The following is a 23257-nucleotide window of genomic DNA, read 5'->3' as shown; positions in this document are numbered from 1 at the left end:
GTCTCCTCAGGAAGCCGGGCGCGTGGCCACCGGCCGCAGCGACGGCGTGGCGTCGCGCAGCACCAGCTTCGGTGTGTTGAACGGCGCCAGCCGTTCCATGAAATCCAGCAGTTCCAGCATGGGTGAGGCGCGGAAGAACTGCGCGTCGCGCACGTCCATCCACAGCCGGTCGGCGTAGGCGTAGACCTCGTACGGGCTGTCGCCCGTGCCGTCGCGGTTGCGGTCGAAGCCCTCGTAGCCGTCCCAATGGTTGCCCGCCCACTCGTGGCGCAGCGCGGTGCCGCCGCCCTGCACGGCGACCGTGCCGAAGTTGCCGACGAAGTCGTTGCGGCGCACCTGCACGCCTTCCCAGTCGTTGTGGAACATCATCGCCATGCCGTTGTAGGCAATGCGGTTGCCCTCCACGACGACGGGGTGGTCGGGGTCGTGCGGCGACAGGTCGGTGTAGATGCCCGTGGCGTTGGACAGGATGTCGTTATCGACGATGGTGACGCCGCTCGACTCCTTCAGCCCGACGCCCATGCCGGACGGGCCCTGGGTGTGGACGATGCGGTTGTGCCGGATCTCCACGCCCTCGGAGTACATCAGGAAGACGCCGACCGTGTTGCCCTCGAACACGTTGTTCCGCGCCACGTTCTCCTTGGCGAACATGAAGTGGAAGCCGTAGCGGCCGCCGATCAGCCGGTTGCCGGTCAGCGTGTTGTTCTTTGAGTACCAGATGACGGTGTCGCGGGCGTTCTCGACCGTGTTGTCCTGGACGGCGTTCTCCATGCTGTACCACAGCCGGATGCCGTCGCCGCGCAGGCCGATCTCCTCGGACCGGGGCCGGATGAGGTTGCGGCGGATGACGTTGTTGTCGGCCTTGTGCAGGTCGATGCCGATCAGGCAGTCCTCGATCCGGTTGTCCTTGAGGATGTTGTAGCGCCCCCGCACCTGCACCGCGGCGTCCAGCGTGTCGTGCAGCATGCCGGAGTTGACGATGCGCAGCCCGGCCAGCGTGGCCCCGTTGGTGGCCACCGTGACCACCGTTCCCTTGCCGCCGCCGTCGATGGTGGCCTTGCCGTCGCCCTCGATGGTGATCGGCCGCTCCAGCCGGACCGGACCGGCGTAGACGCCGGGCTCCAGCCGCAGCGTGCCGGCGATGGGCGTTGCGTCGATCAGCGGCTGGAGCGGCACCGGCTGCGCCAGGGCCGGGGCGGCGCACAGCGCCGCGGGGGCCAAGGCGGCGCACAGCGCCGCGAGGACAGTCTGGAACCTCAGCATGGGACGTGCGGGCCTAGCGGCGGCCCGCCTCCTCGGACAGCTGCTTGCGGCGGATCAGCGTCGCCAGGATCAGCACGACCGACGCCGCCAGCATCAGCGCAAAGCCGTAGTGCGGGTAGGAGAAGGTGGAGAACTGCGCGACCTTGCCCTCGCCGAACACGGTGGGCATGAAGGGCTTCACCGTGAAGGCGCCCCACGGGCTGAGATGGTGGCCGAACCACCACAGCCAGAACGAGTAGTCGGCGACGAAGGCCGCCGGCACGATGATGCCGCCCACGGGCAGCAGCCACCAGAACGGCCCGCGGTAGAAGAGGAAAGCCAGCAGCATCACCCCCACCAGCCCGAAGGCGTAGGGCGCGGCGGCCAGCTCGAAGCGGGCGCCGTTCTCGATCGGCTCCATGCCGATGTAGTGGTTGATGGTGTTCATCTCGTGGACGCAGTCGAGCGCTTCGTCCTCGACCACTTCCTTGTTCTTGCGCAGTTCGCAGCCGTTCTTCACGCCGTCCACGTGGAAGTGGATGCGCACGCCGTCCGGAAAGGTCTCCGGCGGGTAGTTCGGCGCCTTCAGCGACACCCACCAGACCGGCGAGATGTACGCCGCGGCGAGCAGGACCATGGCCACCAGCGTCAGCGCGCGGAACACCAGGACACGGCGGGCCTGGAGCCCGGTGTCGGGCGTGGCGGCAGCGGCTTGGTAGGTGGTGGTGCTCATGGGGAAAGTCCTTTTATCGCGGGGTATTGCCCCCACCCCGGCCCTCCCCCGCTCCGCAGGGGAGGGTGCCTCGATTCCCCCTCCCCTGCGAAGCGGGGGAGGGGTAAGGGGTGGGGGCAAGTCAGGCAGCCGTTACTGGAAGTCCGGGTTCTTCCAGCCCTTCGGGCCGAGCAGCTTGGCGTCCGGCTTCAGGCGGGAGACGTAGTCGAGCACCGCCACCGTGTCCTTGTCGGTGAAGTTCTTGATCTGCTCGACCATCTCCGGGTTGGCGTTGCGGCGCTTGCCTTCCTTGATCCACTGGTACTGGCGGAGCAGGTAGGCGTAGTGCTGGCCCTGGATGCGCGGGTAGTACTTCTCGGCGTTGCCCTCGCCCTGGTCGCCGTGGCAGCGCACGCAGTTGTCGGCGTACAGCTTCTTGCCGTGCTCGATGTCGGTGCCGGGGCCGATGCCGTTCTCCGGGTTCATCGGCAGGCGCGAGATGTACTCGGTCACGTCCGCCACCGACTGCGCGCCGCCGATCTCGGAGGGCAGGGCGAACGGGTACATGGTCGGGTTGTCGCGGTTGCCCTCGCGGATGTCCTCAAGCTGCTTGATCAGCACGGTGCGGTGCTGGCCGGCGATCTCCGGGAAGGTGCCTTCGGTCTGGCCCCAGCCCTCCGGCAGGTGGCAGGCGCTGCACACCTCGTAGATCTCCTTGCCCTTCTCCAGGTTGGGCGTGAGCTTGAGCGCCTCGTCGCGCTCCGAGCCCTCGGACATCCACACCTTCTTGTCCGACGTCGGCGCCTGGACGGGGCCTGCGGCCTGGCCGGCCGACACGGCCACCAGGACGGTCAGCGCCGAGGCGGCGGCGAGCCAGTGCACGGTCTTCATAGTCGAAACTCCTGCTTTTCCTGTTCGTGTGTGCGTCACTTCGCCGACCGGTCGACCTGCGCCAGATAGTCGGCGACGAGCTCTGCCTGCTCGTCGTTCAGCTTCTGGGCGAAGGGCACCATGCTCTCGGCCATGCCGTTCTTCCGGATGCCGTCGCGGATCTCCTTGATCTGGAGCGCGATGTATTCCCGCTTCTGGCCGCCCACGGCGGGCATCTCGGCCTGCGGTTCCTTGCCGTCGGGGCCGTGGCAGGCCACGCACTCCGACTCTTCGTAGAGGGCCTTGCCCTTCGCGACGCGCTCGGCGTCGGCCGGCTGGCCGGCGAGCTTGGGCGGCGGCAGCGAGGACAGCCAGTCGGCGATCGCCTTGCGCTCCTCGGCGCTCACCAGATGCATGACGTCCTTCATGCCCTGGGTGCGCGGGTAGCCGCGGGCGTCGTTGCCCGACAGGCGGTCGCCGGACGCGATCTCGTCCATCTGGCGCAGCGTGTAGGCGGCGTCCAGGCCGGCGACGTTCGGGTACATCTGGATGGCCTTGGAACCGTCGCGGCCGTGGCAGGCGATGCAGGTCTTGCCCATGAAGAGCTTCTTGCCGTCGGCCGCGCCCGTCGGCGGGGCGGACTGCGCGAGGGCCATGCCGGGCACGATCAACAGGCTGGCTGCCAACAGCGCCGTGCGGAGGGGAGCGGTCATGGTCGTGTCGTCCTCTGGAGACATTTTTATTAGAAAAACATGATATTTATCAAACGAAGCGGGAGGGGCATGCCCCTCCCGCCGTTTTCCCGGTTACTTCGCCGGCTTGGCGCCGTTCTGCTCCAGGTAGGTCTTGGCGCGCAGACCGATGTCCGCAGCCTTCACCTGATACTGCCACCACTGGCCGGCCCACAGCGTGGCCTGCTGCCAGTCTTCCTTCTTCGCCGCCTCGTCCGCCTTGGCGCGGGCGTCCTTGGCGAAGTTCAGCTGGTCGGTGGCGTCTTCCACCAGCGCCACCACGGACGGGAAGTCCTTGAAGTTGGTGGACGTGATGTAGGCGACGACCTGATCGATCACCGCCTGGGTGTCGATGCACGACTTGTACTGCTTGTCGAAGTCCGCCTTGACGTACTTGACGCCTTCCTCGACCTTGCCGGCCATCTGCTGGGCGCCCTTCGGCTTCACCATCAGATAGCCTTCCATTTCGAGGTGCAGCGCCGAGCAGAACTCGGTGCAGTAGAACGGGTACACGCCGGCCTTGTCAGCCTTGAAGCTGGCCGAGGCGGTCTTGCCCGGCTCCAGCGACAGGTTGACGTCCATGCCGGACACGGCGAAGCCGTGCACCTCGTCCTGGGCGCGCTCCATGTTGGTGATGTGGAACGTCACCTCGTCGCCTTCCTCGACCTCCACGATTTCCGGCGTGAAGTGCGAGCGGATGGCGGTGCCGTAGACCTCGACCTTGTTGCCGTTCTTGACCACCTTCTCGCCGCCCGGACGGACCGCGAAGGCGCTCTGCTGGTCGGTGCGGCTGTTGGTGCCGAACTTGTAGCGGATGGCCGGCTTCACCTTGTCGGCGGCGATGGCCATCACGTAGTGCGGCTCGCCCAGCGGCAGCGGCATGTCGTACAGCAGCTCCATCTTGTCGCCGCTGATGTCGATCAGCTGGTGGTTCTGCGGATGCAGCGGGCCGACCGGGTTGAAGCGGTCGATGGCCAGCTTGTTCATCGCCACCAGGTACTTGCCCTTCGGCTTGGTGGTGTCACCTTCCATCGTCATCAGATGGCCGATGTTGTAGTGCACCGAGATCTTGTCGAGGACCTTGCCCTCGCAGTAGTCGTACTTGGCGACCTGGCTGTCCACGTACAGCGAGGTGTAGGCGACGCAGGGCTTCGAGTCATACTGCGTGTGCAGCGGGCCGAGGCCGAGCGGGACCTGCTTGTGGATGGCGTCCTTCACGTCGATGATCGGCACGCCGTAGCTGTCCTTGCCGGCGAACTTCTTCGCGGCGACGGCGGCCTGGATCTTCTCGAAGCTGTAGACGTGCGCGTTGCTGTCGAGCTTGCCGCCGACGATGATGTACTTGCCGTCCGGGGAGACGTCGACGCCGTGCGGGCTCTTCGGCTCCGGCACCAGGACGAGCAGGCCTTCCTCGATCGCGGTCTTCAGCGTGATGACCGGATGGTCCTTGATCTTGGTGACCTTGCCGGCCTTGTAGACCTCTTCGGCCTTCTTCCAGTTCACGACGTGCAGGTAGTCGTGGTCGTTGGCCGAGCAGCCGGCCTCGTACGGCGGGCGGCCCTTCTCGATGCCGCCGACGTAGCGCTCGGAGCACAGCGAGTTGGTGAAGGACCAGCCGTCCGACACCAGCTTGCCGGCGTCCGACAGATCCTGCGTGTACGGCGGCAGCTCGACGGAGAACGACTGCGACGGGTCGATGCGGCCCTTCGACTTGTCGAACTTCCAGTAGGTGACGGCGCCGCGGTACTTGTCGTTGAACTGCTCCAGCGGCACGTACTCGCCGCCCAGCGGGGCCGGGTACTGCGAGGCCTCGATCACGTACTCGGTGTTCGGCGTGACGAAGGCGCCGCCGTGCTCCGACTGCATGATCGGGTTGACGACGATCTGCTTGGTCTCGAAGTCGTGCAGGTCGATGACCGCGATGCGCGGGTTGTTCTTGTCGTTGATGAAGACGAACTTGCCGTCGCTCTCGCCGTTGGTCTCCGACGCGGCGGGGTGGTGGGTGTCGCCCCAGGTGATCTGCTTGCCGTCGACGTTGCCCTGCGCGAGCACGGCCTTCGACTCGTCGTCGAAGCCATAGCCCTGCCAGGGCTCGGGCGTGAAGACGCCGATGTACTTCAGGATGCGCATCGACGGGATGCCGTAGACGATGACCTGGCCCGACTGGCCGCCCGACGAGAAGGCGAGGAACTCGTCACGGCCGCCGGTGGGGGTGTAGGTCTTCGCCGCCGCCAGCATGTCCTTTTCATTCAGACCGCGGCGCTTCATAACATCCTGCAGGCTCTCAGCGGCGTATGCGCCGCCGGCGACGGTCGTCGCCATCAGCAGCGCGCCGAAGGCAGCCGACGCCTTCAAAGCCGATTTCATGTCTTCCTCCGCGTGGGTTGAGTACGCACTACTTCAGGTCCCGTCAGGGTCTTGAGCGCCGGGTGCGGCCGGCCGAGCCGCTCGCCGCAGGCAAAACAAGCCTGTTCGGACGCCAGGGGCCTGACATCCGTCGAGTTTGGAAATCGACGTTCAGCACTGGGGCAGTCGGGGCAACGAGCCGCCCGTCCGCCGCGCGTCAACTTCGGAGCTGTTGGCGTTCCACTCCCTAGCCAAATCGACTGTCCGCAACGTGGAGACCATTGGAATGTGCCGCCTTGATTTCGGTCAAGGCAGAGGCGGCTGCGGCAGCCGGTCTCACCGCCTTTGGTCGGTTCGGAGGCAGACCATGAGTGAATTCTTTCTTGCCGAATGTCGCCTTGACCATCGTCAAGTTCTCCCGGGCCGTGGTGCGGCATGGTTCGGGGGTGCAATCATTCTCAGGCGGACGGTGTTGGACGATGGAGTCGCAGCTCACACACGCCGTGACCCGCAACCCGCTGGTCGGGTGGATGCCGCCGGCGGACCGCGAGCGGGTGCTCGGCTACGCCCGGCCGGCCGCCTTCGCCGAGGGCGACGTCCTGTTCCATGAGGGGGAGGAGGCGCGGGCCTTCTTCCTGATCGTCTCCGGCACGGTGGAGCTGTCCATCGCCGCGGGCGGCAAGCGTACCGGCGTGGTCGGCGTGCTGAGCGACGGCGAGTCCGCGGGCGAGGTGGCGGTGCTCGACGGCGGCCCGTACCCGGTGACCGCGCGCGCGCTGGACCGCGTGGTGGCGCTGGCCATCCCCGGCGGCACCTTCCTGCGCCACGTGGAGGAGCGGGCCGAGCTGATGCGCGGCGTGGTGGCCGGTGCCTCGGTCAAGCTGCGGGCTCTGATGCGCGAGAACGGCGAGCTGAAGGCGATGCCGACGGCCGAACGGCTGTGCGGCTTCCTGCTGCGCCTGGTCGACCAGGCGGACGGCATGGCCAAGATCAAGCTGCCCTTCGAGAAGCGCGTGCTGGCCGGCACGCTGGGGGTGAGCCCGGAGAGCCTGTCGCGTGCCTTCGGCCGGCTGCGCCGGGTCGGCATCACCACCGGCCGCACCGACGTGGTGGTGATCCGCGACGTGGCCGAGCTGCGCCAGCTCGTCGTCGCCGGCAGCCTGGGCGACGTGGCGTAGCGCTGCCCAGATAAGCGCCGTCCTGTCGCGTCCTTGGGCAGAGTCGTGCCCGCTTCGCGCCTTCCATCGCCATTTTAACCTTGGCACACGCCTTGCTGCGCAATGGCTGGGCGGCGGGCGCGCGTGCGCGTGCGCCGGACCATTGCAGTGTTGCGGCGACGCCCGGCGGAGGGCGGCGCCGCGTCTGGGGCAATCCGGTCCTCCGCGCGGACCGGCACCTTGAGAACGGCGCCCGGGCGGGGGCTTTCCGCCCGCCGTCCGGGCGCCACTTTTTCCGCAGGGGAGTCCCATGGCCGAACCCGTCCACACCACCTGCCCGTTCTGCGGCGTGGGCTGCGGGGTCGTCGCGGAGCCGGCCGCGGACGGCGCGCTCGCCGTGCGCGGCGACCCCGACCACCCCGGCAACTACGGCCGCCTGTGCGCCCGCGGCGCCGCGGCCGGGGAGGGCGCCGGCCTGCCGGGCCGGCTGCTGCACCCGATGCTGCGCGGCGAGCGGGTGGGCTGGGGCGCCGCAATTGGCGCGCTGGCTGGCGCCTTCGCCCGCACCCTCGACGCGCACGGGCCGGGCGCGGTGGCGATTGCCGTCTCCGGCCAGCTGCTGACCGAGGGCCATTACGTCCTCAACAAGCTGATGAAGGGCTTCCTCGGTTCGGCCAACATCGACGGCAACGCGCGCCGCTGCATGGACGCCGCCATGCTGGCGCAGCGCCGGGCCTACGGATCCGACACCGTGCCGGGCTGCTTCGACGACCTGGAGCAGGCGGACCTGGTGGTGCTCGCCGGCTCCAACCTCGCCGGGCACCACCCGGTGCTGCAGCAGCGCCTGCTGACCGCGCGCCGGCAGCGCCGCACCAAGGTGGTGGTGATCGACCCGCGCTGCACGCCGAGCTGCGACGAGGCGGACATCCACCTCCAGCTGCGCCCCGGCGCCGACGCGGCGCTGTTCAACGGGCTGCTCGCCCACCTGCACCTGCACGGCCGCGGCAATGCCCGCTTCCTGGCCGAGCACGCGGCGGGGGCGGAGGCGGCGGTCGCCGCGGCGCTGGCCGGGGCGACGACGCTCACCGAGGTGGCCGCGCGCTGCGGCCTCGCGGCGTCCAGCCTGCGCCGCTTCTACGAGCTGTTCGCCGCCACCGAGCGCGTGGTGACAGTGATCTCCCAGGGGGTGGCGAGCGCCGACGCGGTCAACGCCATCCTCAACGTGCACCTCTACACCGGCCGGATCGGCCGGCCGGGCATGGGGCCGCTGCCGGTCGCCGGCCAGAGCAACGGCATGGGCGGACGCGAGGTCGGCAGCCTGTCCGGCCAGCTCGCCGCGCACATGGGCTTCTCGGTGGAGGAGGTCGAGCGCGTGCGCCGCTTCTGGGACGCGCCGCGTATGGCCACGGCCGAGGGGCTGGCGGGCGAGGCGCTGGCGCACGCGGTGGAGGAGGGGCGCATCAAGGCGCTGTGGATCGTCGGCACCGACCAGCCGCTCGGCCTGCGCGACGCCGACCATCTGGCGGCCGCGGTCGCGCGCTGCGATTTCGTTGCGGCGTCCGGAGGCTGGGCGGGCGGCGGCGCGGCGCGGGTGGCGCACCTGCTGCTGCCGGCCGCGCTGTGGGGTGAGGGGGAGGGCACCGTCACCGCGTCGGACCGCACGATCTCCCGCCGCCGGTCCTGGCGGGCGCCGCCGGGCGAGGCGAGGCCGGACTGGTGGATCGCCGCGGCGGTCGGGCGCGCGCTGGGCTGGGTGGAGGCGTTCGACTACGCCTCGCCGGCGGCGGTGTTCCGCGAGCACGCCGCGCTGTCGGCCTTCGAGAACATCGCCAGCCGCGCCTTCGACATCGGCGCTCTGGCCTGCCTGTCCGACGAGGAGTACGACCTGCTGGAGCCCGCCCCCTGGCCGCGCCGCTCCGGCGGCCCGCCGCTGCGGCGGCTGTTCGCCGGCGGCGGCTTCCACACGGACGACGGACGGGCGCGGCTGGTGCCGGTGGCGGCGTAGGCGGGGTTATTCCGCCGCCATGGTGAAACGGGCCGCCTGAACGCGGTTCTGGACGCCCAGCTTGCGGAAGACGTGGCAGAGGTGCGACTTCACCGTCACCTCGCTGACGTTCAGCCGGCGGGCGATCAGCTTGTTCGGCAGGCCCTCGCGCAGCAGGTCGAGGATCTCCCGCTCGCGCGCGGTCAGGCCGCGCTCGCTGTTGTCGGGCGCGCCGTAGAGGGAGGGCGCCGGACGCGCCGGCTCCTCCAGCAGGGCGGCGGGGACGTAGCGCTCGCCCGCGATGATCAGGCGCAGAGCCGACAACATGGCCTGCGCGCTCAGCCGCTTCGGAATGTAGCCGGCCGCGCCCAGCCCCATGGCCTCGAGGATCTGCTTGCGCTCGGTCACCGCGGAGAGCACCGCGATGCGCGCCAGCGGGTGGCGTTCGCGGATCGCCGGAAGCCCCTGGGCCACCGTCATCCCGGGCATGCGCAGGTCGAGCAGCACCAGGCGGATGCCGTCGACGCGGTCGAGCGTTTCCAGCACCTCATCGAAGCTGCCGGCCTCATAGACTTCGGTGCTCTCGGCGAGCTGCATCAGGAACGGTCGCAGTCCATCCCGGACCATCACGTGATCGTCGGCCAGGAGAATTCGCATGACCCGTCTCCTACTTCAGATTGCCTGCTCTTCTGTCAATTAGCATGCTGTGATTTGCAACCGCCCTTTGTCAAGACAAGTGTAATATGACAAAGATGAAACTCTCGGGCAAAAATTTCAAAAGTCTTTGTTAATCATCAGGAAGTTTATGGTCTTCTTGATGGAATTTGCTTTCATTGCTCTCGGCGGATTCGTGCACCTGATCCCAGGGTACGGCGACGGCGAAGCAGGACCCGCGTCCCGGCACCGACGCCACCCGCACCGTCATACCCAGCGTTTCGGAGAGGCGCCGCACGATCGCCAGGCCGAGGCCGAGGCCGAGGCCGCCGGTGCCCGCCGCCGCCGACCCGCGGCGGAACGCCTCGAAGACGGCGGTCATCTCGTCGTCGGCAAGGCCCGGCCCGGTGTCCCACACCTCGATGCGGAACGCCTCGTCGCCGCGCCGGCAGCCGACCAGCACCCGGCCGTTCGCCGTGTAGCGCGCCGCGTTGGCGATCAGGTTCATCAGCAGACGGCGCAGCAGCGCCGGATCGGTGTGCAGGTGCAGCGAGCAGCCGACCATCCGCAGCTCCACGCCGGTGCGCGCCGCCTCGTTGCGGCACAGGTCCACGGCCTCGGCCAGCAGGGGGGAGAGCGGGACGCGCCGCCGCTCCAACGGCAGCGCCCCATTCTCCAGCGCCGACGCGGCGACGAGCTGGTCGAGCATGTCCTGCTGCGCCTCGACGGCCGCCCGCATCTTGGCGAGCTGCGCAGGCTCCGGCCGCGCGGCCGCCGTGTGGTCGAGGGCCTCCAGATGGAACTGCAAGGCACGCAGAGGTTGTCCAAGGTCGTGGCTGATGGCGGCGAGCAGCCGCGACTTGGCGGTGTTCGCGGACTCCGCCTGGCGCCGTGCCTCCTGGTTGGCGCGCACGGCGGCGGCCAGTTCGGCGTTGGCCGCCTGCAGCGCGACCAGCATCGCTTGCTCCCGCCGCAGGCTGCGCCCGGCCAGCCGGCCGAGCAGGATGATGACCACCACGCAGACGCCGGCCAGGCCCCCGCTCATCAGCGCGCGCCTCCGCCAGGGGGCGAGCACGGCGGCTTCCGACGCGGACGCGGCCACCAGCAGCGGCATATCGGGCACGCGTCCGATCGAGACGAGGAGCGGCTTCCCCTTCAGCAGGACGGTGCGCTCGCCCTCCACCGGGTCGGGGCCGAAGGGCAACGGCAGCGCGGGGGCGCCGTCGCGCGGCTCCTGCACGATCGGCGCGCCGTTCTCCCGCAGGATGGCGATGGACAGCGGCAGCTCCGGCAGTCCGGCGTTCCGGTAGAACGTGGCGAAATAGTCGGTGCGGAAGGCCGCCACCGCGATCCCGGCGAAGCGTCCGGCCTCCTCGATGCGCAGGCTCAGGCGGAACAGCGGCGGGCCGCCGGCGGGGCCGAAACCGGGCCGGCTGACGTACAGCCGTGCGCCGTCGCGGTGGGCGCGGACATAGTCGCGGTCGGACACGTCGGCCCCGGCGTCCGGCGCCCAGCTCGCCGCCATCATCCGGCCGTCGGGGGCGATGTAGCTCAGCATGGCGACGCCCGGCAGCCGTGGCAACTGCCCGGCCAGCCAGGGATGCCAGTCGCCCGTGGCGCCGGGCGCCGGCGGGCCGTCGCGCAGCACGCGCGCCGCGATCTGGTCCAGCGTGTCGCGCACGTCCTCCATGTTGCCACGCGCGTGTTCGGTGAGCAGTGCCTGCGCGGTGCGCAACGCCATGCGCGCCTGATCGTGCGTTGCCTGCCGGTCGGCCACGGTGTCGGCCGCCCACCAGCCGAGCAGCAGGCATGCCATCGCCACGATCGCCGCGGTCAGGACGCGTCCGCCGTGCTCCATAATTCCTTTCCTATCGAAGGAATCGACCAGCGTCAGGTTCCGGTGGATATGTTAATTAGTTTCTTAGATTTTCTCGACGCACTGCCGGCGCCCAATCATGCCCATAGGTCGCAGAGCGCGGCTAAGCCTTTGAATCGGTGCGTATGGTGGGGGTGGCTGTCAAACCATAGGCTGAGAAACACCGCCTGCCATAGGCCAAAAAAGGCGTGGCCGGTCCGTAAGTGCGTCCGTGTGCCGCACCTTGGGCTGGGCGGGCGCGGTCAGCCGCGGGGCAGGGCGGCGATGGCGCGGGCGACGGCGATCCAGGCTTCGTCCTCGTCGTCAATGCCCTGCAGCGCGGCGATCGGCGGCCAGACCCCCAGCCGGCTGCCGCGGCGCTGGTCCAGGAAGCGGTCCACTTCCTCCGGCGTCGGCAGTCGGTCGCCCTTCAGCTGGTTGCAGCGGCGGTGGGCGAGCACGACGTTGCCCGGCTCATCGACGCCGCCGTAGGCCTGCGGGACGACGTGGTCGAAGGTCGCCTTCGCCCCGGCCGGCTCGCCGCAGTAGAAGCAGCGCCCGCCCTGCAGGACGTCCATCAGCTGCGCGTCGTCGCGGGTGATCACGTCACTCCCGCTCCACCGACCCCCACAGGTCGTACTCGTCGGCGTGCTCGATGGTGACGGGCACGATGTCGCCGGGCTTCAGGCCGGTCTCGCCGTTGAGGAAGACGTTGCCGTCGATCTCCGGCGCATCGGCGTAGCTGCGGCCGATGGCGCCCTCGTCATCGACCTCGTCGATCAGCACGCCCAGCGTCCAGCCGATCTTGCGCTTCAGCCGCTCGGCGCTGATGCGCTGCTGCGCCTGCATGAAGCGCTCCCAGCGCTCCTGCTTGACCTCTTCCGGCACGGCGCCGGGCAGTTCGTTGGCCGCGGCCCTCGCCACCGCTTCGTACTTGAAGCAGCCGACGCGGTCGAGCTGGGCCTCCTCCAGCCATTGCAGCAGGAGCTGGAAGTCCTCCTCGGTCTCGCCGGGGAAGCCGACGATGAAGGTGGAGCGCAGCGCCAGGTCCGGGCAGTCCCTGCGCCAGGAGCGGATGTGCTCCAGCGTCTTCTCCTGTGCGGCCGGGCGGCGCATCGCCTTCAGCACCTTGGGGCTGGCGTGCTGGAACGGGATGTCGAGGTAGGGGAGGATCCGCCCCTCGGCCATCAGCGGCAGCACCTCGGCCACGTGCGGGTAGGGGTAGACGTAGTGCAGGCGCACCCAGACGTCGAAGTTCGCCAGCTCGCGGCACAGGTCGGCGAAGCGCGTCTTCACCTGACGGTCGTAGAAGGGCCGCTCGGCGTACTTCACGTCGATGCCGTAGGCGCTGGTGTCCTGCGAGATGACCAGCAGCTCCTTGACGCCGTTGGTCGCCAGCTTCTCCGCCTCGCGCAGCACCTTGTCGATCGGGCGGCTGACCAGGTCGCCGCGCAGGCTCGGGATGATGCAGAAGGAGCAGCGGTTGTTGCAGCCCTCGGAAATCTTCAGGTAGGCGTAGTGCCGCGGCGTCAGCCGGATGCCCTGCGGCGGCAGCAGGTCGACGAACGGGTCGTGCGTGGGCGGGGCCGCCTCATGCACCGCCTCCACCACCGCCTCGTACTGGTGCGGGCCGGTGACCGCCAGCACGCCGGGATGGACCGAGCGGATGGCGTCCGCGTCGCCGCCCATGCAGCCGGTGACGATGACCCGCCCGTTCTCCTTGATCGCCTCGCCGATGGCGTCCAGCGATTCCTTCTTGGCGCTGTCCAGGAAGCCGCAGGTGTTGACGATCACCGCGTCGGCGCCGTCGTAGGAGGGGGAGATCTCGTACCCCTCGGCGCGCAGGCGGGTCAGGATGCGCTCGGAATCGACGAGCGCCTTCGGGCAGCCGAGGCTGACGATACCGACTTTCGGGGCGGAGTTCGGGGCGGTCTTGCTCATGGCGCGTCTATATAGGCAATCGGGTCAGGCGCGCCAGCCGAATCGGCGTATTCCCGCGCTGGCGCGGCCGGCGCCCCGTGCATGCCTCCCACCCCTTGCGGCTGTATCCGGACGGGGTGCGGCATTTGGTTCGGTCCTATGGCCACGCTTATGCATTTTCGCGGTTGCGGTGTTGGAAACAATTCGTTAACGCTGGTGAAGAGTGTAGCGGATCCGCACAGAAGACATTCGATACACTGAACCGTTTTGACTCGCGTCAACCAACGGCGTACGATGCTGTCGTCGGGGGCGAGCGGGCTCTTTGGAAGAAAGCGCAGGGGGCGGCATGTCGAACAGCCAATTTTCGCCCGCGTCCGCACAGGCGATCGCCGAGGTGATGATGCACATCGGGCACATCGCCGACAGCCTGGGCTATTCCCGCGGCCTGAAGCCCTCGCAGTGGACGGCGCTGCGCTACTTCGCCTCCGCCAACCTCAGCCAGCGCACGGTCTCCGCCTTCGCCGACTTCCACGCCACCACGCGCGGCGCCGCCTCGCAGACGGTGGAGGTGCTGGTGGGCAAGGGTCTGCTGACCCGCGTGCCGGTGCCCGAGGACCGCCGCGTCGTCCAGCTCCACCCGACCGACGCGGCGCTGGATCTGCTGCAGCACGACCCCTTGCAGGAGTTCTCGGCGGTGATCGCCGGGCTGGAGCAGGACGACCAGTTCCATCTGGCCGAGACGCTGTCGCGGGTGCTGCGCGGGCTGCTGACGAAGCGGCAGGCTGCCTGAGGATTCCCGCAAAGTCCGGTTTTTGACACACCGCAGCCGCGGCCGAACCCGTAGCTTCAACAAAGAAGCACCAAGAACGGGTGAGGAAAAGCCATGTTGCGGCTCGGGACGAAAGTCAGATTCTCCGGCCAGGACGCGATGGTCGTTGCTCGCACGCTGGCGGGCGTTCCACGCTATGACCTGCGCCTCGACGACGGTCAACTGGTGAAATACGCGCTGGAGGCCGACCTGGAGGTCGTCTCCACCGACGGGATCATGGCGCCGACACTGGGTGGCTTGACCGGCACAACGGCGTGGGGCGGGCATGGACGCGCCTGAGGCGGTAGCCGACCCGCTGCCCCCGGCGCCGGGCTTCCCGGCGACGCGGGACGACTTCCCGCACTCCCTGCAGGCCTACGCCGTGCCGGACGGCGACGCGGAGGCCGGCGGCTGGAGCCTGTCGCTGTATCGCGCGGTCGGCCCGGAGGAGCGCGCGTGGCTGCACGCGCACGGCTTCACGCTGACCGGCCGGCTGTGGATCCGGCCGGCTGTTGAGGACGCTCCTAAGGACGCCACCGAGAACGGTTGAGAATGGCCGGCGGATCGCCGAAGATGCCGCCGCCATGCTGACCGTTCTGATCGCCGACGACCATCCGCTGTTCCGCAACGCGCTCAGGGACATCCTGCGCTCGACCGGCGAGACGTTCGAGATCGTCGAGGCCAGCACCGTCGAGGAGGCCAAGCGCAAGGCCAACGACGACCTCGACCTGATCCTGCTCGACCTCTCGATGCCGGAGGCGGTGGGCTTCAGCGCGCTGGTGGGCTTGCGCAACGCGGTGCCGTCGGTGCCGATCCTCATCGTCTCCGCCTTCGCCGACCCCGACACGGTGCGGCAGGCGGCGACCTACGGCGCGGCCGGCTTCATCGCCAAGACGGCGGAGCCGATCGCCATGGCGGCGGCGGTCTCCAAGGTGCTGGCCGGCGGCAAGCACTGGCCCACCGCCCCCGCGCCGGCCGAGGCCAAGCCGGAGGCCGGGGCGGCGACGCCCGAGGCGTTCAAGAAGCTGAGCCGCACGGAATCGAAGGTCCTGGAACTGATGGCCGAGGGCAAGGCCAACAAGCTGATCGCCTACGAGTTGGGCATCAAGGAATCGACGGTGAAGACGCACGTCACCGCGCTGCTGCGCAAGCTCGGCGTCTACAACCGGACGCAGGCGGTGATGCTGGCGAACCAGGCGCGGTTCGGGAAGCCGTAACTACTCCGCCGCCTCGGCCACCGGCACCAGCGCGTGGCTGACCAGCGCGCGCAGCTTCGCCGGCTTCACCGGCTTGTACAGCAGGTGCGCCCCGGCGCGCTCGATGCGCTCGCGCACCTGCGCGGAGCGGTCGGCGGTGACGATGATCGCCGGGATGCCGGCGCCCAGCACCTGCCGCGCCGCCCGCACCACGTCGGCGCCGATGGCGCCCTCGTCCAGGTGGAAGTCGGTGATCAGCAGGTCGGGCACGAAGCCGGCCCGCTGCGCCGCGGCGATGGCGTCCTCCGGCACCGAGCCGGGCAGCACCTCGCAGTCCCAGGCGCGCAGCAGCGAGGTCAGGCCCATCAGCACGCTCTCGTCGTTGTCGATGGCGAGGATGGCGACGCCGGCCAGATCGTCTTCGGCATCGGGCGCGGCAATCGCCACCGGCGCCGCGGCGGCGTGCACCCGCGGCAGCGCCAGCGTGAACGCCGACCCCTTGCCGACCACCGAGCGCACGCCGACCGCATGCCCTAGCACCCGCGCGATGCGCTCGACGATGGCGAGGCCGAGGCCGGCGCCGCGGGCGTGGATGCGCGCCGCGCGGCCCTCGCGGTGGAACTCCTGGAAGATGGCGCCGAGCTTGTCGGCGGGGATGCCGATGCCGGTGTCCCACACCTCGACGCGGAGGTCTGCGCCGATGCGCCGGCAGCCGACCAGCACGCGGCCTTCCCGCGTGTAGCGGATGGCGTTGCTGACCAGGTTGCGCAGCACCCGGCGCAGCAGGTGCGCGTCGGTGCGCACGGTGGCGCGGCAGGGCATCACGGTGAGGGCCAGCCCGGCCGCCTCGGCCAGCGGGGCGAACTCCGCCGCCATGGCGTCGAGCAGCGGGCCGAGCGCCACCTCCGTCACCTGCGGGGTGACGCCGCCGGCGTCGAGCTTGGAGATGTCCAGCAGGTCGCTCAGCAGGTCGTCGGCGCCGGTCAGCGCGGTGTGGATGTTCTCGACCAGTTCGCGGTTCTCCGGGCGCATGGCGCGCTCCAGCAGGCTCGCCACCATCAGGCGGGCGGCGCTGAGGGGCTGGAGGAGGTCGTGGCTCGCGGCGGCGAGGAAGCGGTCCTTGGAGCGGTTGGCCTCCTCCGCCTGGTTGCGGGCGGCCTCCAGGGCGGCCTCGACGGCGCGGCGCTCGGCGATCTCGCGGGTCAGCTCGGCGGTGCGCTCCTCGACGCGGCGCTCCAGCACCTCCTTGGCCTCGATCAGCTTGCGGGCGTTCTCGCGCACGACGATGGAGGCGATCAGCACGTGCCCGAAGATCAGCGCCGCCAGCGTCAGCGACGACACCGAGTGCACAATCTGCATGATCTGCATCTTCTGCAGCTCGACCAGCGCCAACGGGAACAGCAGTGCCAGCCCGCTGTAGCTGACCACGATGCCGCCGCCGACCGCCGACCAGAACACCAGATGCGCCGTGGCGCCCAGCGGTCTCGCCACGGACGGCTTCGCCCCGGCGTCGCGCCAGCGGCCCAATCGCCCGCCAACCGGGACGTGGTTGCGGATCCACACCAGCACCAGCAGCACGACGCCGAGCATGAAGGTCCAGCTCACCAGGTCGTGCACCTGCTTGCTGAGCAGGGCCATGGCGGCGAACGTCTCCTTGCCGACCAGCGGCGCGATCATCCGCCGCCCGTACAGGATGGTCAGCCCGGTGACGCCGAGCAGCACGAAGCTCAGCGCCGTGACGCCGTAGGCCAGCCGCTCCAGGTCGCGGACGCGCCCGGCCCAGCGCGCCAGCGTCCACGCCGCGGCGCGCAGCCGCCCGTGCAGCATCAGGAATCCCAGCAGCACCGCGACGCTGACGCCGGCGAGCTGGGTGCCGTAGGTGGCGACGATGTCGGTGCGCACGCTGCCCCAGTCGGCGCCGGTCAGCTGGATCAGCACGCCGCGGTGCCAGGGGCTGGGCTGGTTGACGGTGCCCTCGGCGCCGTTGCGCACGTCGCGCCAGAAGTCGCTGCGCCCCGGCCAGCGGTCGGGCTGGAGCATCAGCGGGTCGACGCCGGAGGGTGACTCGCGGCCGGCCCAGTCGGAGGACGGGGCGGCGAATGACGTGATGGGGAGAAGGGTGATCGCGAGAAGGAGAAGCGCCAGGAGCTGGGCCCCCACCCTGACCCTCCCCCACTTCGCGGGGGAGGGAAAAACAACCTCCCCCCGTCGACGATGGGGGGAGGAGGGGCCCACGCGCAGCGTGGGAGGAAGGGGGGCCGACGCAGCGGCGTTCCTAGTCATAACTCCGGCATCCTAGACAACGCCGGCGATCCGGGGATTGACCTCCCTCAATCCCCGGCCGGGACCGCCACGGCCTTCGGCGCCGCATGGCCGTGCATCACCGGCAGCACGCGGGCGAGCACGATGTAGGCCAGCACCTCGAAGGCGATCATGCCGATGGTGACCATCAGCTCCGGCACCGAGGGGAAGTAGTGGAAGGCGTCGCCGTTCGGCGTCATCGCCACCAGGAAGCCATCCACCCGGTACAGCGACGCCGCCAGCAGCATGCTGACCGAGCCGGCGAACAGCACCCGCGGGCTCTCGCGCCACGCGGGCCGGCTGAACAGCAGGATCGGCAGGGCGAACAGCGCGATCTCCAGCCAGAACATGCGGGCCAGGAAGTCGCCCTGGAACAGCGCCGGGATCTGCCCCCGCCACGCCAGATCGGCGAAGCGCAGCGCCAGGTACACGGCCAGGATGCCGGAGAGCACCACCGCCAGCTTCTTCAGCATCGGCGTCTCGCGCGGGCGGCGGAAGCCGTCGGCGGAAAGCGTCGCCTCGAACATCACCACCGCGAAGCCCATGGAGATCGCCGACAGCAGGAACAGCGCCGGCAGCAGCATGGTGTGCCAGCGCGGGTCCACCTTGGCGCCCATGACGATCAGCAGCGAGCCCAGCGACGACTGGTGCATCATCGGGAACAGGCAGCCCAGCGCCACCAGCACCCACATCACCTTGTTCACCCGGCGCGCCGCGTTGCTCCAGCCCCAGCGCTCGAACACGGTGGGGGAGAACTCCAGCCACAGCACGTGGATGTACAACGCGATGCAGACCGCCACCTCGAACATCACCGAGTTCGGGTTGGCGTAGCCCGGCGTCAGGATGTGCCAGAAGTTCCACCAGCGCCCGAGGTCGACCATCACCGCCACGCCGCCCAGCGTGTAGCCGAACACCGAGGCGAGCAGGGCCGGGCGCACCAGCGGGTGGTATTCGCCCTTGTTGAAGACGTAGACCAGCAGCGCCAGCGCGTAGCCGCCGCAGGCCAGCCCGGTGCCGATCACCACGTCGTAGACGACCCAGATGCCCCAGCTGTAGCCGTCGTTCAGGTTGGTGACCGGGCCGAACGGCGTCTCGGCGCCGATGCCGAACAGGAAGCGCATCAGCACGAAGTACCCGGCGATGGCGACCAGCGCGCCGAGGAACAGCGTGACCGGGGTGACCAGACGGCCTCCGGCGGATTCGTGGTTACTCATGGGAATCCTCCTCCGAACCGCCCTTCTTGCGCGAGCTGCGGTAGGTCGCGGCCAGCAGGCCGCCGAGCACCACCGCCGGCGCCACCAGCCCGTCGTACAGCGTGTGCTGCACCGTCTCCGACATCGAGGCGTAGGAGCGCTCCGGCAGCGTGGGCAGGCCCAGCTTGTCGAAGGGCACGCCGGACAGCATCAGCATCTGGGTGCCGCCGCCTTCCTTCTCGCCGTAGATGTGGTCCACGTACTTGGCGGCCGGCTTTTCCTTGGTCTGGTCGCCGGTCTCGGTCGAGCGGCGCGGGAACTTGGCGACCTCGCCGGGCGTCATCGCCTGCCGGCGCTTGGCCTCGGCCAGCAGCTTAGGTACCGGGCCGAAGATCGTCGCACCCGTCGGGCAGACGTCGGCGCAGGCCGAGAAGCGGCCCTCCTTCCACAGGTGGTTGCAGAGCTGGCACTTGTGGATCTCGGGCACCGCCTTGTCGTAGTCGAACTTCGGGATGCCGAACGGGCAGGCCATCACGCAGTAGCGGCAGCCGATGCAGGCGTCGGCGTTGTAGCTGACCACGCCGGTTTTGGCGTCCTTGGTCATCGCCTGCACCGGGCAGGCGGAGACGCAGCCCGGATCGACGCAGTGCATGCAGGAGCGCTTGATGAAGGAGAAGCCGTCCTGGGCCACGTCCTTCGTCTTCGCCTCGCCCTCCTTGTACATCTTGATGATGTTGAAGGAGGTGGGGGAGAGCGCCTGGGACGGGTCCTCGTAGGCGCGTTCCATCGGCACCTGGATCGGCAGGCCGTTGGCCTCCTTGCAGGCGACGACGCAGGCCTTGCAGCCGACGCACATGGTGGCGTCGAACAGCAGGCCGACGGCCTCGGGCGGCAGCTCCTTGTTGCCGCGCGCCTCGGCCGGGGCGGGTGCCACGACCGCCGCTGTGGCCGCGGTGCAGCCGGCGGCGGCGCCGCGCAGGAAATTGCGTCTGCTGACGGTCATGGCCTCAGTCCCCGAGGGCGTGGTGATGGTCGGCCGGATCGGCCTTGCCCAGGCGGACCAGCAGGAACAGCGCGTACAGCAACCCCAGCGCAGCGAAGAAGCCCAGCACGCCGAGCGCGCCGGTCTCCGCTCCGGTGCCGACGTTCACCAGCGGCTGCGACATGGTCGCGTGCACCGGCAGGGTGAAGCCGACGGCCTTCTCGGTGCACGGCTTGTTGTCGGCGCAGGCCGGGTTCGGCGCGTGCATCAGGTAGTCGGCCTTGACGCTGGAACTGGAGGGGCGGCCGGTCTGCCCCTCCTTCACCGCCGACCAGAAGTCGGCGACGTTGCCGCGGTTCACCTCCTGCGCCGCGACGGGCGCCGCAAGCAGGAGGAGGACGGGGATCAGGAACTTTGCGTGCATGCTTACACCTTGCTCTTGCCCCCTCCCTAGCCCTCCCCCGCTGCGCGGTGGAGGGAACAGAGCCCCCTCTCCCGCTCTCAGCGGATCCGGAGGATCCGCTTGCCGCGGCAGGCGGATCAAAGATCCGCCGAGAGCGAAGCGGGGGAGGGATGGGGAGGGGGCAATGACCGCCTACGACTCCGACTTCATCTTGTACGCCTGGCCCCAGCCCCACGCGCCGGAGCCGAAGCCGCGCGACACCACGCGTTCGCGGTAGATGTCCGCCACCACGTTGCCGTCGCCGGCCAGCAGCGCCTTGGTCGAGCACAGCTCGGCGCACAGCGGCAGCTTGCCTTCGGCGATGCGGTTGCGGCCGTACTTCTTGAACTCGGCGTCGGAGTTCGTCGGCTCCGGGCCGCCGTTGCAGAAGGTGCACTTGTCCATCTTGCCGCGGCTGCCGAAGGCCCCCGCCTGCGGGTACTGCGGCGCGCCGAACGGGCAGGCGTAGAAGCAGTAGCCGCAGCCGATGCACAGGTCCTTGTTGTGCAGGACCACGCCGTCGTCGGTCTGGATGAAGCAGTTGACCGGGCACACCGCCTTGCACGGCGCGTCGGAGCAGTGCATGCACGCCACCGAGATGGAGCGCTCGCCCGGCTTGCCGTCGTTGATGGTCACGACGCGGCGGCGGTTGATGCCCCAGGGAACTTCGTGCTCGTTCTTGCAGGCGGTGACGCAGGCGTTGCACTCGATGCAGCGGTCCGCATCACACAGGAACTTCATACGGGCCATGGTTCAAAAACTCCCGGGTCAGGCGGCCGTGATGCGGCAGAGCGTGGTCTTGGTTTCCTGCATGAGCGTGATCGGGTCGTAGCCGTAGGTCGTGGCGGTGTTCGCCGCCTCGCCCAGCACGATCGGATCCGCGCCCTTCGGGTAGTGCGACCGCCGGTCCTCGCCCTGGAAGTGGCCGCCGAAGTGGAACGGCATGAACGCCACGCCCTTGCCGACGCGCTCGGTCACCAGCGCCTTGACCTTCACGCGGCCCTTCTCGGGACCCTCGACCCACACCATGGCGCCCTCGCGGATGCCCAGGTTGTTGGCGTCGGCCGTGTTGATCTCGACGAACATGTCCTGCTGCAGCTCGGCCAGCCACGGGTTGGAGCGCGTCTCCTCGCCGCCGCCCTCGTACTCGACCAGGCGGCCGGAGGTGAGGATGATCGGGTATTCCTTGGACACGTCGCGGTCCTGGATCGACTTGTAGAGCGTCGGCAGGCGCCAGAGCTTGGTGTCCTTGTAGGTCGGGTACTGCGCCACCAGGTCGCGGCGGTTGGTGTAGAGCGGCTCGCGGTGCACCGGCACCGGGTCGGGGAAGTTCCAGGCCACCGCGCGCGCCTTGGCGTTGCCCGGCGGGTTCAGGCCGTGCTTGATCGCCACGCGCTGGATTCCGCCGGACAGGTCGGTGGTCCAGCTGACCGCGCCGATCTTCTCGCCGCCGATCTTCTGGATGACCGCCAGTTCCGCCTCGGTCAGGTCCTTGTCCCAGCCCATCTTCTGGAGCATGGCCATGGTGACCTCGGGGTAGCCGTCCTTGATCTCCGAGCCCACGGGGTAGGAGTTCTCGGCCAGCAGGTTGGCGCCCTTGTACTCGACGCCGAAGCGGGCGCGGAAGGCGCCGCCGCCCTCGGCCACCGGCAGCGAGGTGTCGTACAGGTTGGCCGAGCCCGGGTGCTTCATCTCCGGGGTGCCCCAGCACGGCCAGGGCAGGCCGAAATAGTCGCCGTCGCACGGGCCGCCGTTGGCGCGCAGCGTGGTCTTGTCGAAGGTCGCCTGATGCTGCATGTGCAGCTTGAGGCGCTCCGGCGACTGGCCGGTGTAGCCGACCGACCACATGCCGCGGTTCCACTCGCGGGTGGTGTCCTCGATGTCCGGCTCGTTCCCCTGCACCTTGATGTTCTTGCAGAGAAGCTCGGCGAAGCCGAACTTCCTGGCGAACAGGTACATGATCTCGTGGTCGGTCTTGCTCTCGAAGAGCGGCGCCATGACCTTGTCGCGCCACTGCACCGAGCGGTTCGACGCGGTGGCCGATCCGATGGTCTCGAACTGCGTGGCGGCGGGCAGCAGGTAGACGCCGTCCTTGCGGTCGTGCAGCACCGCGGTCATGGTCGGGAAGGGGTCGACCACCACCAGGATGTCCAGCTTCTCCATCGCCTTCTTCATCTCGGGCAGACGGGTCTGGCTGTTCGGCGCGTGGCCCCAGAACACCATGCCCTTCACGGTGTCGGGCTGATCGACGTTCTCCTTGGCCTCCAGCACGCCGTCGAACCAGCGGGAGACCGGGATGCCGGTCTTCTCCATGAAGTCCTTCGACTTGAAGCGCGCCAGGATCTGGTCGTAGGGCACGTCCCAGACGCGGGCCCAGTGCTTCCACGCCCCCTCGGCGAGGCCGTAATAGCCGGGCAGGCTGTCCGACACGACGCCGAAGTCGGTGGCGCCCTGCACGTTGTCGTGGCCGCGGAAGATGTTGGTGCCGCCGCCGGCCATGCCGACGTTGCCGAGCGCCAGCTGCAGCACGCAATAGGCGCGGGTGTTGGAGGAACCGACGTGGTGCTGGGTGCCGCCCATGCACCAGACCAGCGTGCCCGGCCGGTTCGAGGCCAGCGTGCGGGCGACGCGCTTGAGCTGCGAGCCGGGGACGCCGGTGACCTTCTCGACCTCGGCCGGGGTCCACTTGGCGACTTCGGCGCGGATCTCATCCATGCCGTAGACGCGCTTGGCGATGTAATCCTTGTCCTCCCAGCCGTTCTCGAACACGTGCCAGAGGATGCCCCAGATCAGCGGCACGTCGGTGCCGGGACGGAAGCGGATGTACTCGTCGGCCTTGGCGGCGGTGCGGGTGAAGCGCGGGT

General features: G+C 69.2%; 21 protein-coding genes. 6 read left to right on the top strand and 15 right to left on the bottom strand.

The features are described 5' to 3' along the window. Positions 1 to 6: 6 nt before the first annotated feature. The 5 genes from nosD to nosZ form a co-directional block, all read right to left on the bottom strand. Entirely contained in the window at positions 7 to 1263 is a 1257-nt protein-coding gene (nosD, locus tag ACRWK7_RS19350; RefSeq protein WP_431857925.1) for a nitrous oxide reductase family maturation protein NosD, read from the bottom strand. A 13-nt stretch (positions 1264 to 1276) separates the two neighbouring features. Beyond that, a complete protein-coding gene (locus ACRWK7_RS19345) occupies positions 1277 to 1975 on the bottom strand; it encodes a hypothetical protein (RefSeq protein WP_431857924.1) in 699 nt (232 codons plus the stop codon). Between the two features lie 132 nt (positions 1976 to 2107). Next, complete coding sequence (locus ACRWK7_RS19340) at positions 2108 to 2845, bottom strand: c-type cytochrome (RefSeq protein WP_431857923.1); 738 nt, start codon at positions 2843 to 2845, stop codon at positions 2108 to 2110. 35 nt (positions 2846 to 2880) lie between these two features. Beyond that, positions 2881 to 3537, bottom strand: a complete 657-nt coding sequence (locus ACRWK7_RS19335) for a c-type cytochrome (RefSeq protein ID WP_431857922.1) — start codon at positions 3535 to 3537, stop codon at positions 2881 to 2883. A gap of 93 nt (positions 3538 to 3630) precedes the next feature. Next, positions 3631 to 5922, bottom strand: coding sequence for a Sec-dependent nitrous-oxide reductase (nosZ, locus tag ACRWK7_RS19330; protein ID WP_431857921.1), 2292 nt, complete (start codon positions 5920 to 5922; stop codon positions 3631 to 3633). Between the two features lie 458 nt (positions 5923 to 6380). On the opposite strand from nosZ, the gene ACRWK7_RS19325 reads away from it, so the two are divergent. After that, positions 6381 to 7079: a Crp/Fnr family transcriptional regulator gene (locus ACRWK7_RS19325; RefSeq protein ID WP_431857920.1), complete on the top strand. Its 699-nt coding sequence runs from the start codon at positions 6381 to 6383 to the stop codon at positions 7077 to 7079. 289 nt (positions 7080 to 7368) lie between these two features. Next, positions 7369 to 9063, top strand: a complete 1695-nt coding sequence (locus ACRWK7_RS19320) for a molybdopterin-dependent oxidoreductase (RefSeq protein ID WP_431857919.1) — start codon at positions 7369 to 7371, stop codon at positions 9061 to 9063. A 6-nt stretch (positions 9064 to 9069) separates the two neighbouring features. On the opposite strand, the gene ACRWK7_RS19315 is transcribed toward ACRWK7_RS19320, so the two are convergent. The 4 genes from ACRWK7_RS19315 to rimO all read right to left on the bottom strand — a co-directional run bounded on the left by ACRWK7_RS19315 (position 9070) and on the right by rimO (position 13492). Further along, the gene (locus tag ACRWK7_RS19315; protein WP_431857918.1) at positions 9070 to 9699 is read right to left on the bottom strand and encodes a LuxR C-terminal-related transcriptional regulator; all 630 of its coding nucleotides are present in this window, start codon (positions 9697 to 9699) and stop codon (positions 9070 to 9072) included. Between the two features lie 130 nt (positions 9700 to 9829). After that, on the bottom strand, positions 9830 to 11554 hold the full coding sequence (locus ACRWK7_RS19310; protein WP_431857917.1) for a cache domain-containing sensor histidine kinase: 1725 nt from the start codon (positions 11552 to 11554) through the stop codon (positions 9830 to 9832). 260 nt (positions 11555 to 11814) lie between these two features. Then, positions 11815 to 12156, bottom strand: a complete 342-nt coding sequence (locus ACRWK7_RS19305; protein WP_431857916.1) for an HNH endonuclease — start codon at positions 12154 to 12156, stop codon at positions 11815 to 11817. A gap of 1 nt (position 12157) precedes the next feature. Then, positions 12158 to 13492, bottom strand: a complete 1335-nt coding sequence (rimO, locus tag ACRWK7_RS19300) for a 30S ribosomal protein S12 methylthiotransferase RimO (RefSeq protein WP_431857915.1) — start codon at positions 13490 to 13492, stop codon at positions 12158 to 12160. 325 nt (positions 13493 to 13817) lie between these two features. On the opposite strand from rimO, the gene ACRWK7_RS19295 reads away from it, so the two are divergent. From ACRWK7_RS19295 to ACRWK7_RS19280, 4 genes are all read left to right on the top strand, one after another. Beyond that, positions 13818 to 14261 (top strand): MarR family winged helix-turn-helix transcriptional regulator, encoded by a 444-nt coding sequence (locus ACRWK7_RS19295; RefSeq protein ID WP_431857914.1) that lies wholly within the window; start codon positions 13818 to 13820, stop codon positions 14259 to 14261. A 138-nt stretch (positions 14262 to 14399) separates the two neighbouring features. Further along, positions 14400 to 14579, top strand: a complete 180-nt coding sequence (locus ACRWK7_RS19290) for a hypothetical protein (RefSeq protein ID WP_431857913.1) — start codon at positions 14400 to 14402, stop codon at positions 14577 to 14579. Beyond that, positions 14566 to 14829, top strand: a complete 264-nt coding sequence (locus ACRWK7_RS19285) for a hypothetical protein (protein ID WP_431857912.1) — start codon at positions 14566 to 14568, stop codon at positions 14827 to 14829. The genes ACRWK7_RS19290 and ACRWK7_RS19285 overlap by 14 nt, the downstream gene beginning before the upstream one ends. A 34-nt stretch (positions 14830 to 14863) precedes the next feature. Further along, entirely contained in the window at positions 14864 to 15496 is a 633-nt protein-coding gene (locus tag ACRWK7_RS19280; RefSeq protein WP_431857911.1) for a response regulator, read from the top strand. Here the strand turns inward: ACRWK7_RS19280 and ACRWK7_RS19275 are convergent, their stop codons facing one another. The 6 genes from ACRWK7_RS19275 to ACRWK7_RS19250 all read right to left on the bottom strand — a co-directional run. Further along, a complete protein-coding gene (locus tag ACRWK7_RS19275) occupies positions 15497 to 17635 on the bottom strand; it encodes a NahK/ErcS family hybrid sensor histidine kinase/response regulator (protein WP_431857910.1) in 2139 nt (712 codons plus the stop codon). Positions 17636 to 17805: 170 nt separating this feature from the next. Further along, positions 17806 to 18990 (bottom strand): Ni/Fe-hydrogenase cytochrome b subunit, encoded by a 1185-nt coding sequence (hybB, locus tag ACRWK7_RS19270; RefSeq protein ID WP_431857909.1) that lies wholly within the window; start codon positions 18988 to 18990, stop codon positions 17806 to 17808. Continuing rightward, positions 18983 to 19972 (bottom strand): hydrogenase 2 operon protein HybA, encoded by a 990-nt coding sequence (gene hybA / locus ACRWK7_RS19265; protein ID WP_431857908.1) that lies wholly within the window; start codon positions 19970 to 19972, stop codon positions 18983 to 18985. The genes hybB and hybA overlap by 8 nt, the downstream gene beginning before the upstream one ends. A gap of 4 nt (positions 19973 to 19976) precedes the next feature. Next, a complete protein-coding gene (locus ACRWK7_RS19260; RefSeq protein ID WP_431857907.1) occupies positions 19977 to 20375 on the bottom strand; it encodes a hypothetical protein in 399 nt (132 codons plus the stop codon). Positions 20376 to 20546: 171 nt separating this feature from the next. Further along, the gene (gene fdh3B / locus ACRWK7_RS19255) at positions 20547 to 21143 is read right to left on the bottom strand and encodes a formate dehydrogenase FDH3 subunit beta (RefSeq protein ID WP_431857906.1); all 597 of its coding nucleotides are present in this window, start codon (positions 21141 to 21143) and stop codon (positions 20547 to 20549) included. An 18-nt stretch (positions 21144 to 21161) separates the two neighbouring features. Then, the coding region (locus ACRWK7_RS19250) for a formate dehydrogenase subunit alpha (protein WP_431857905.1) at positions 21162 to 23257 on the bottom strand (2096 nt) is incomplete at its 5' end.

Source organism: Azospirillum sp., from assembly GCF_050789165.1.
This window is presented reverse-complemented; position numbering and strand designations above follow the sequence as displayed.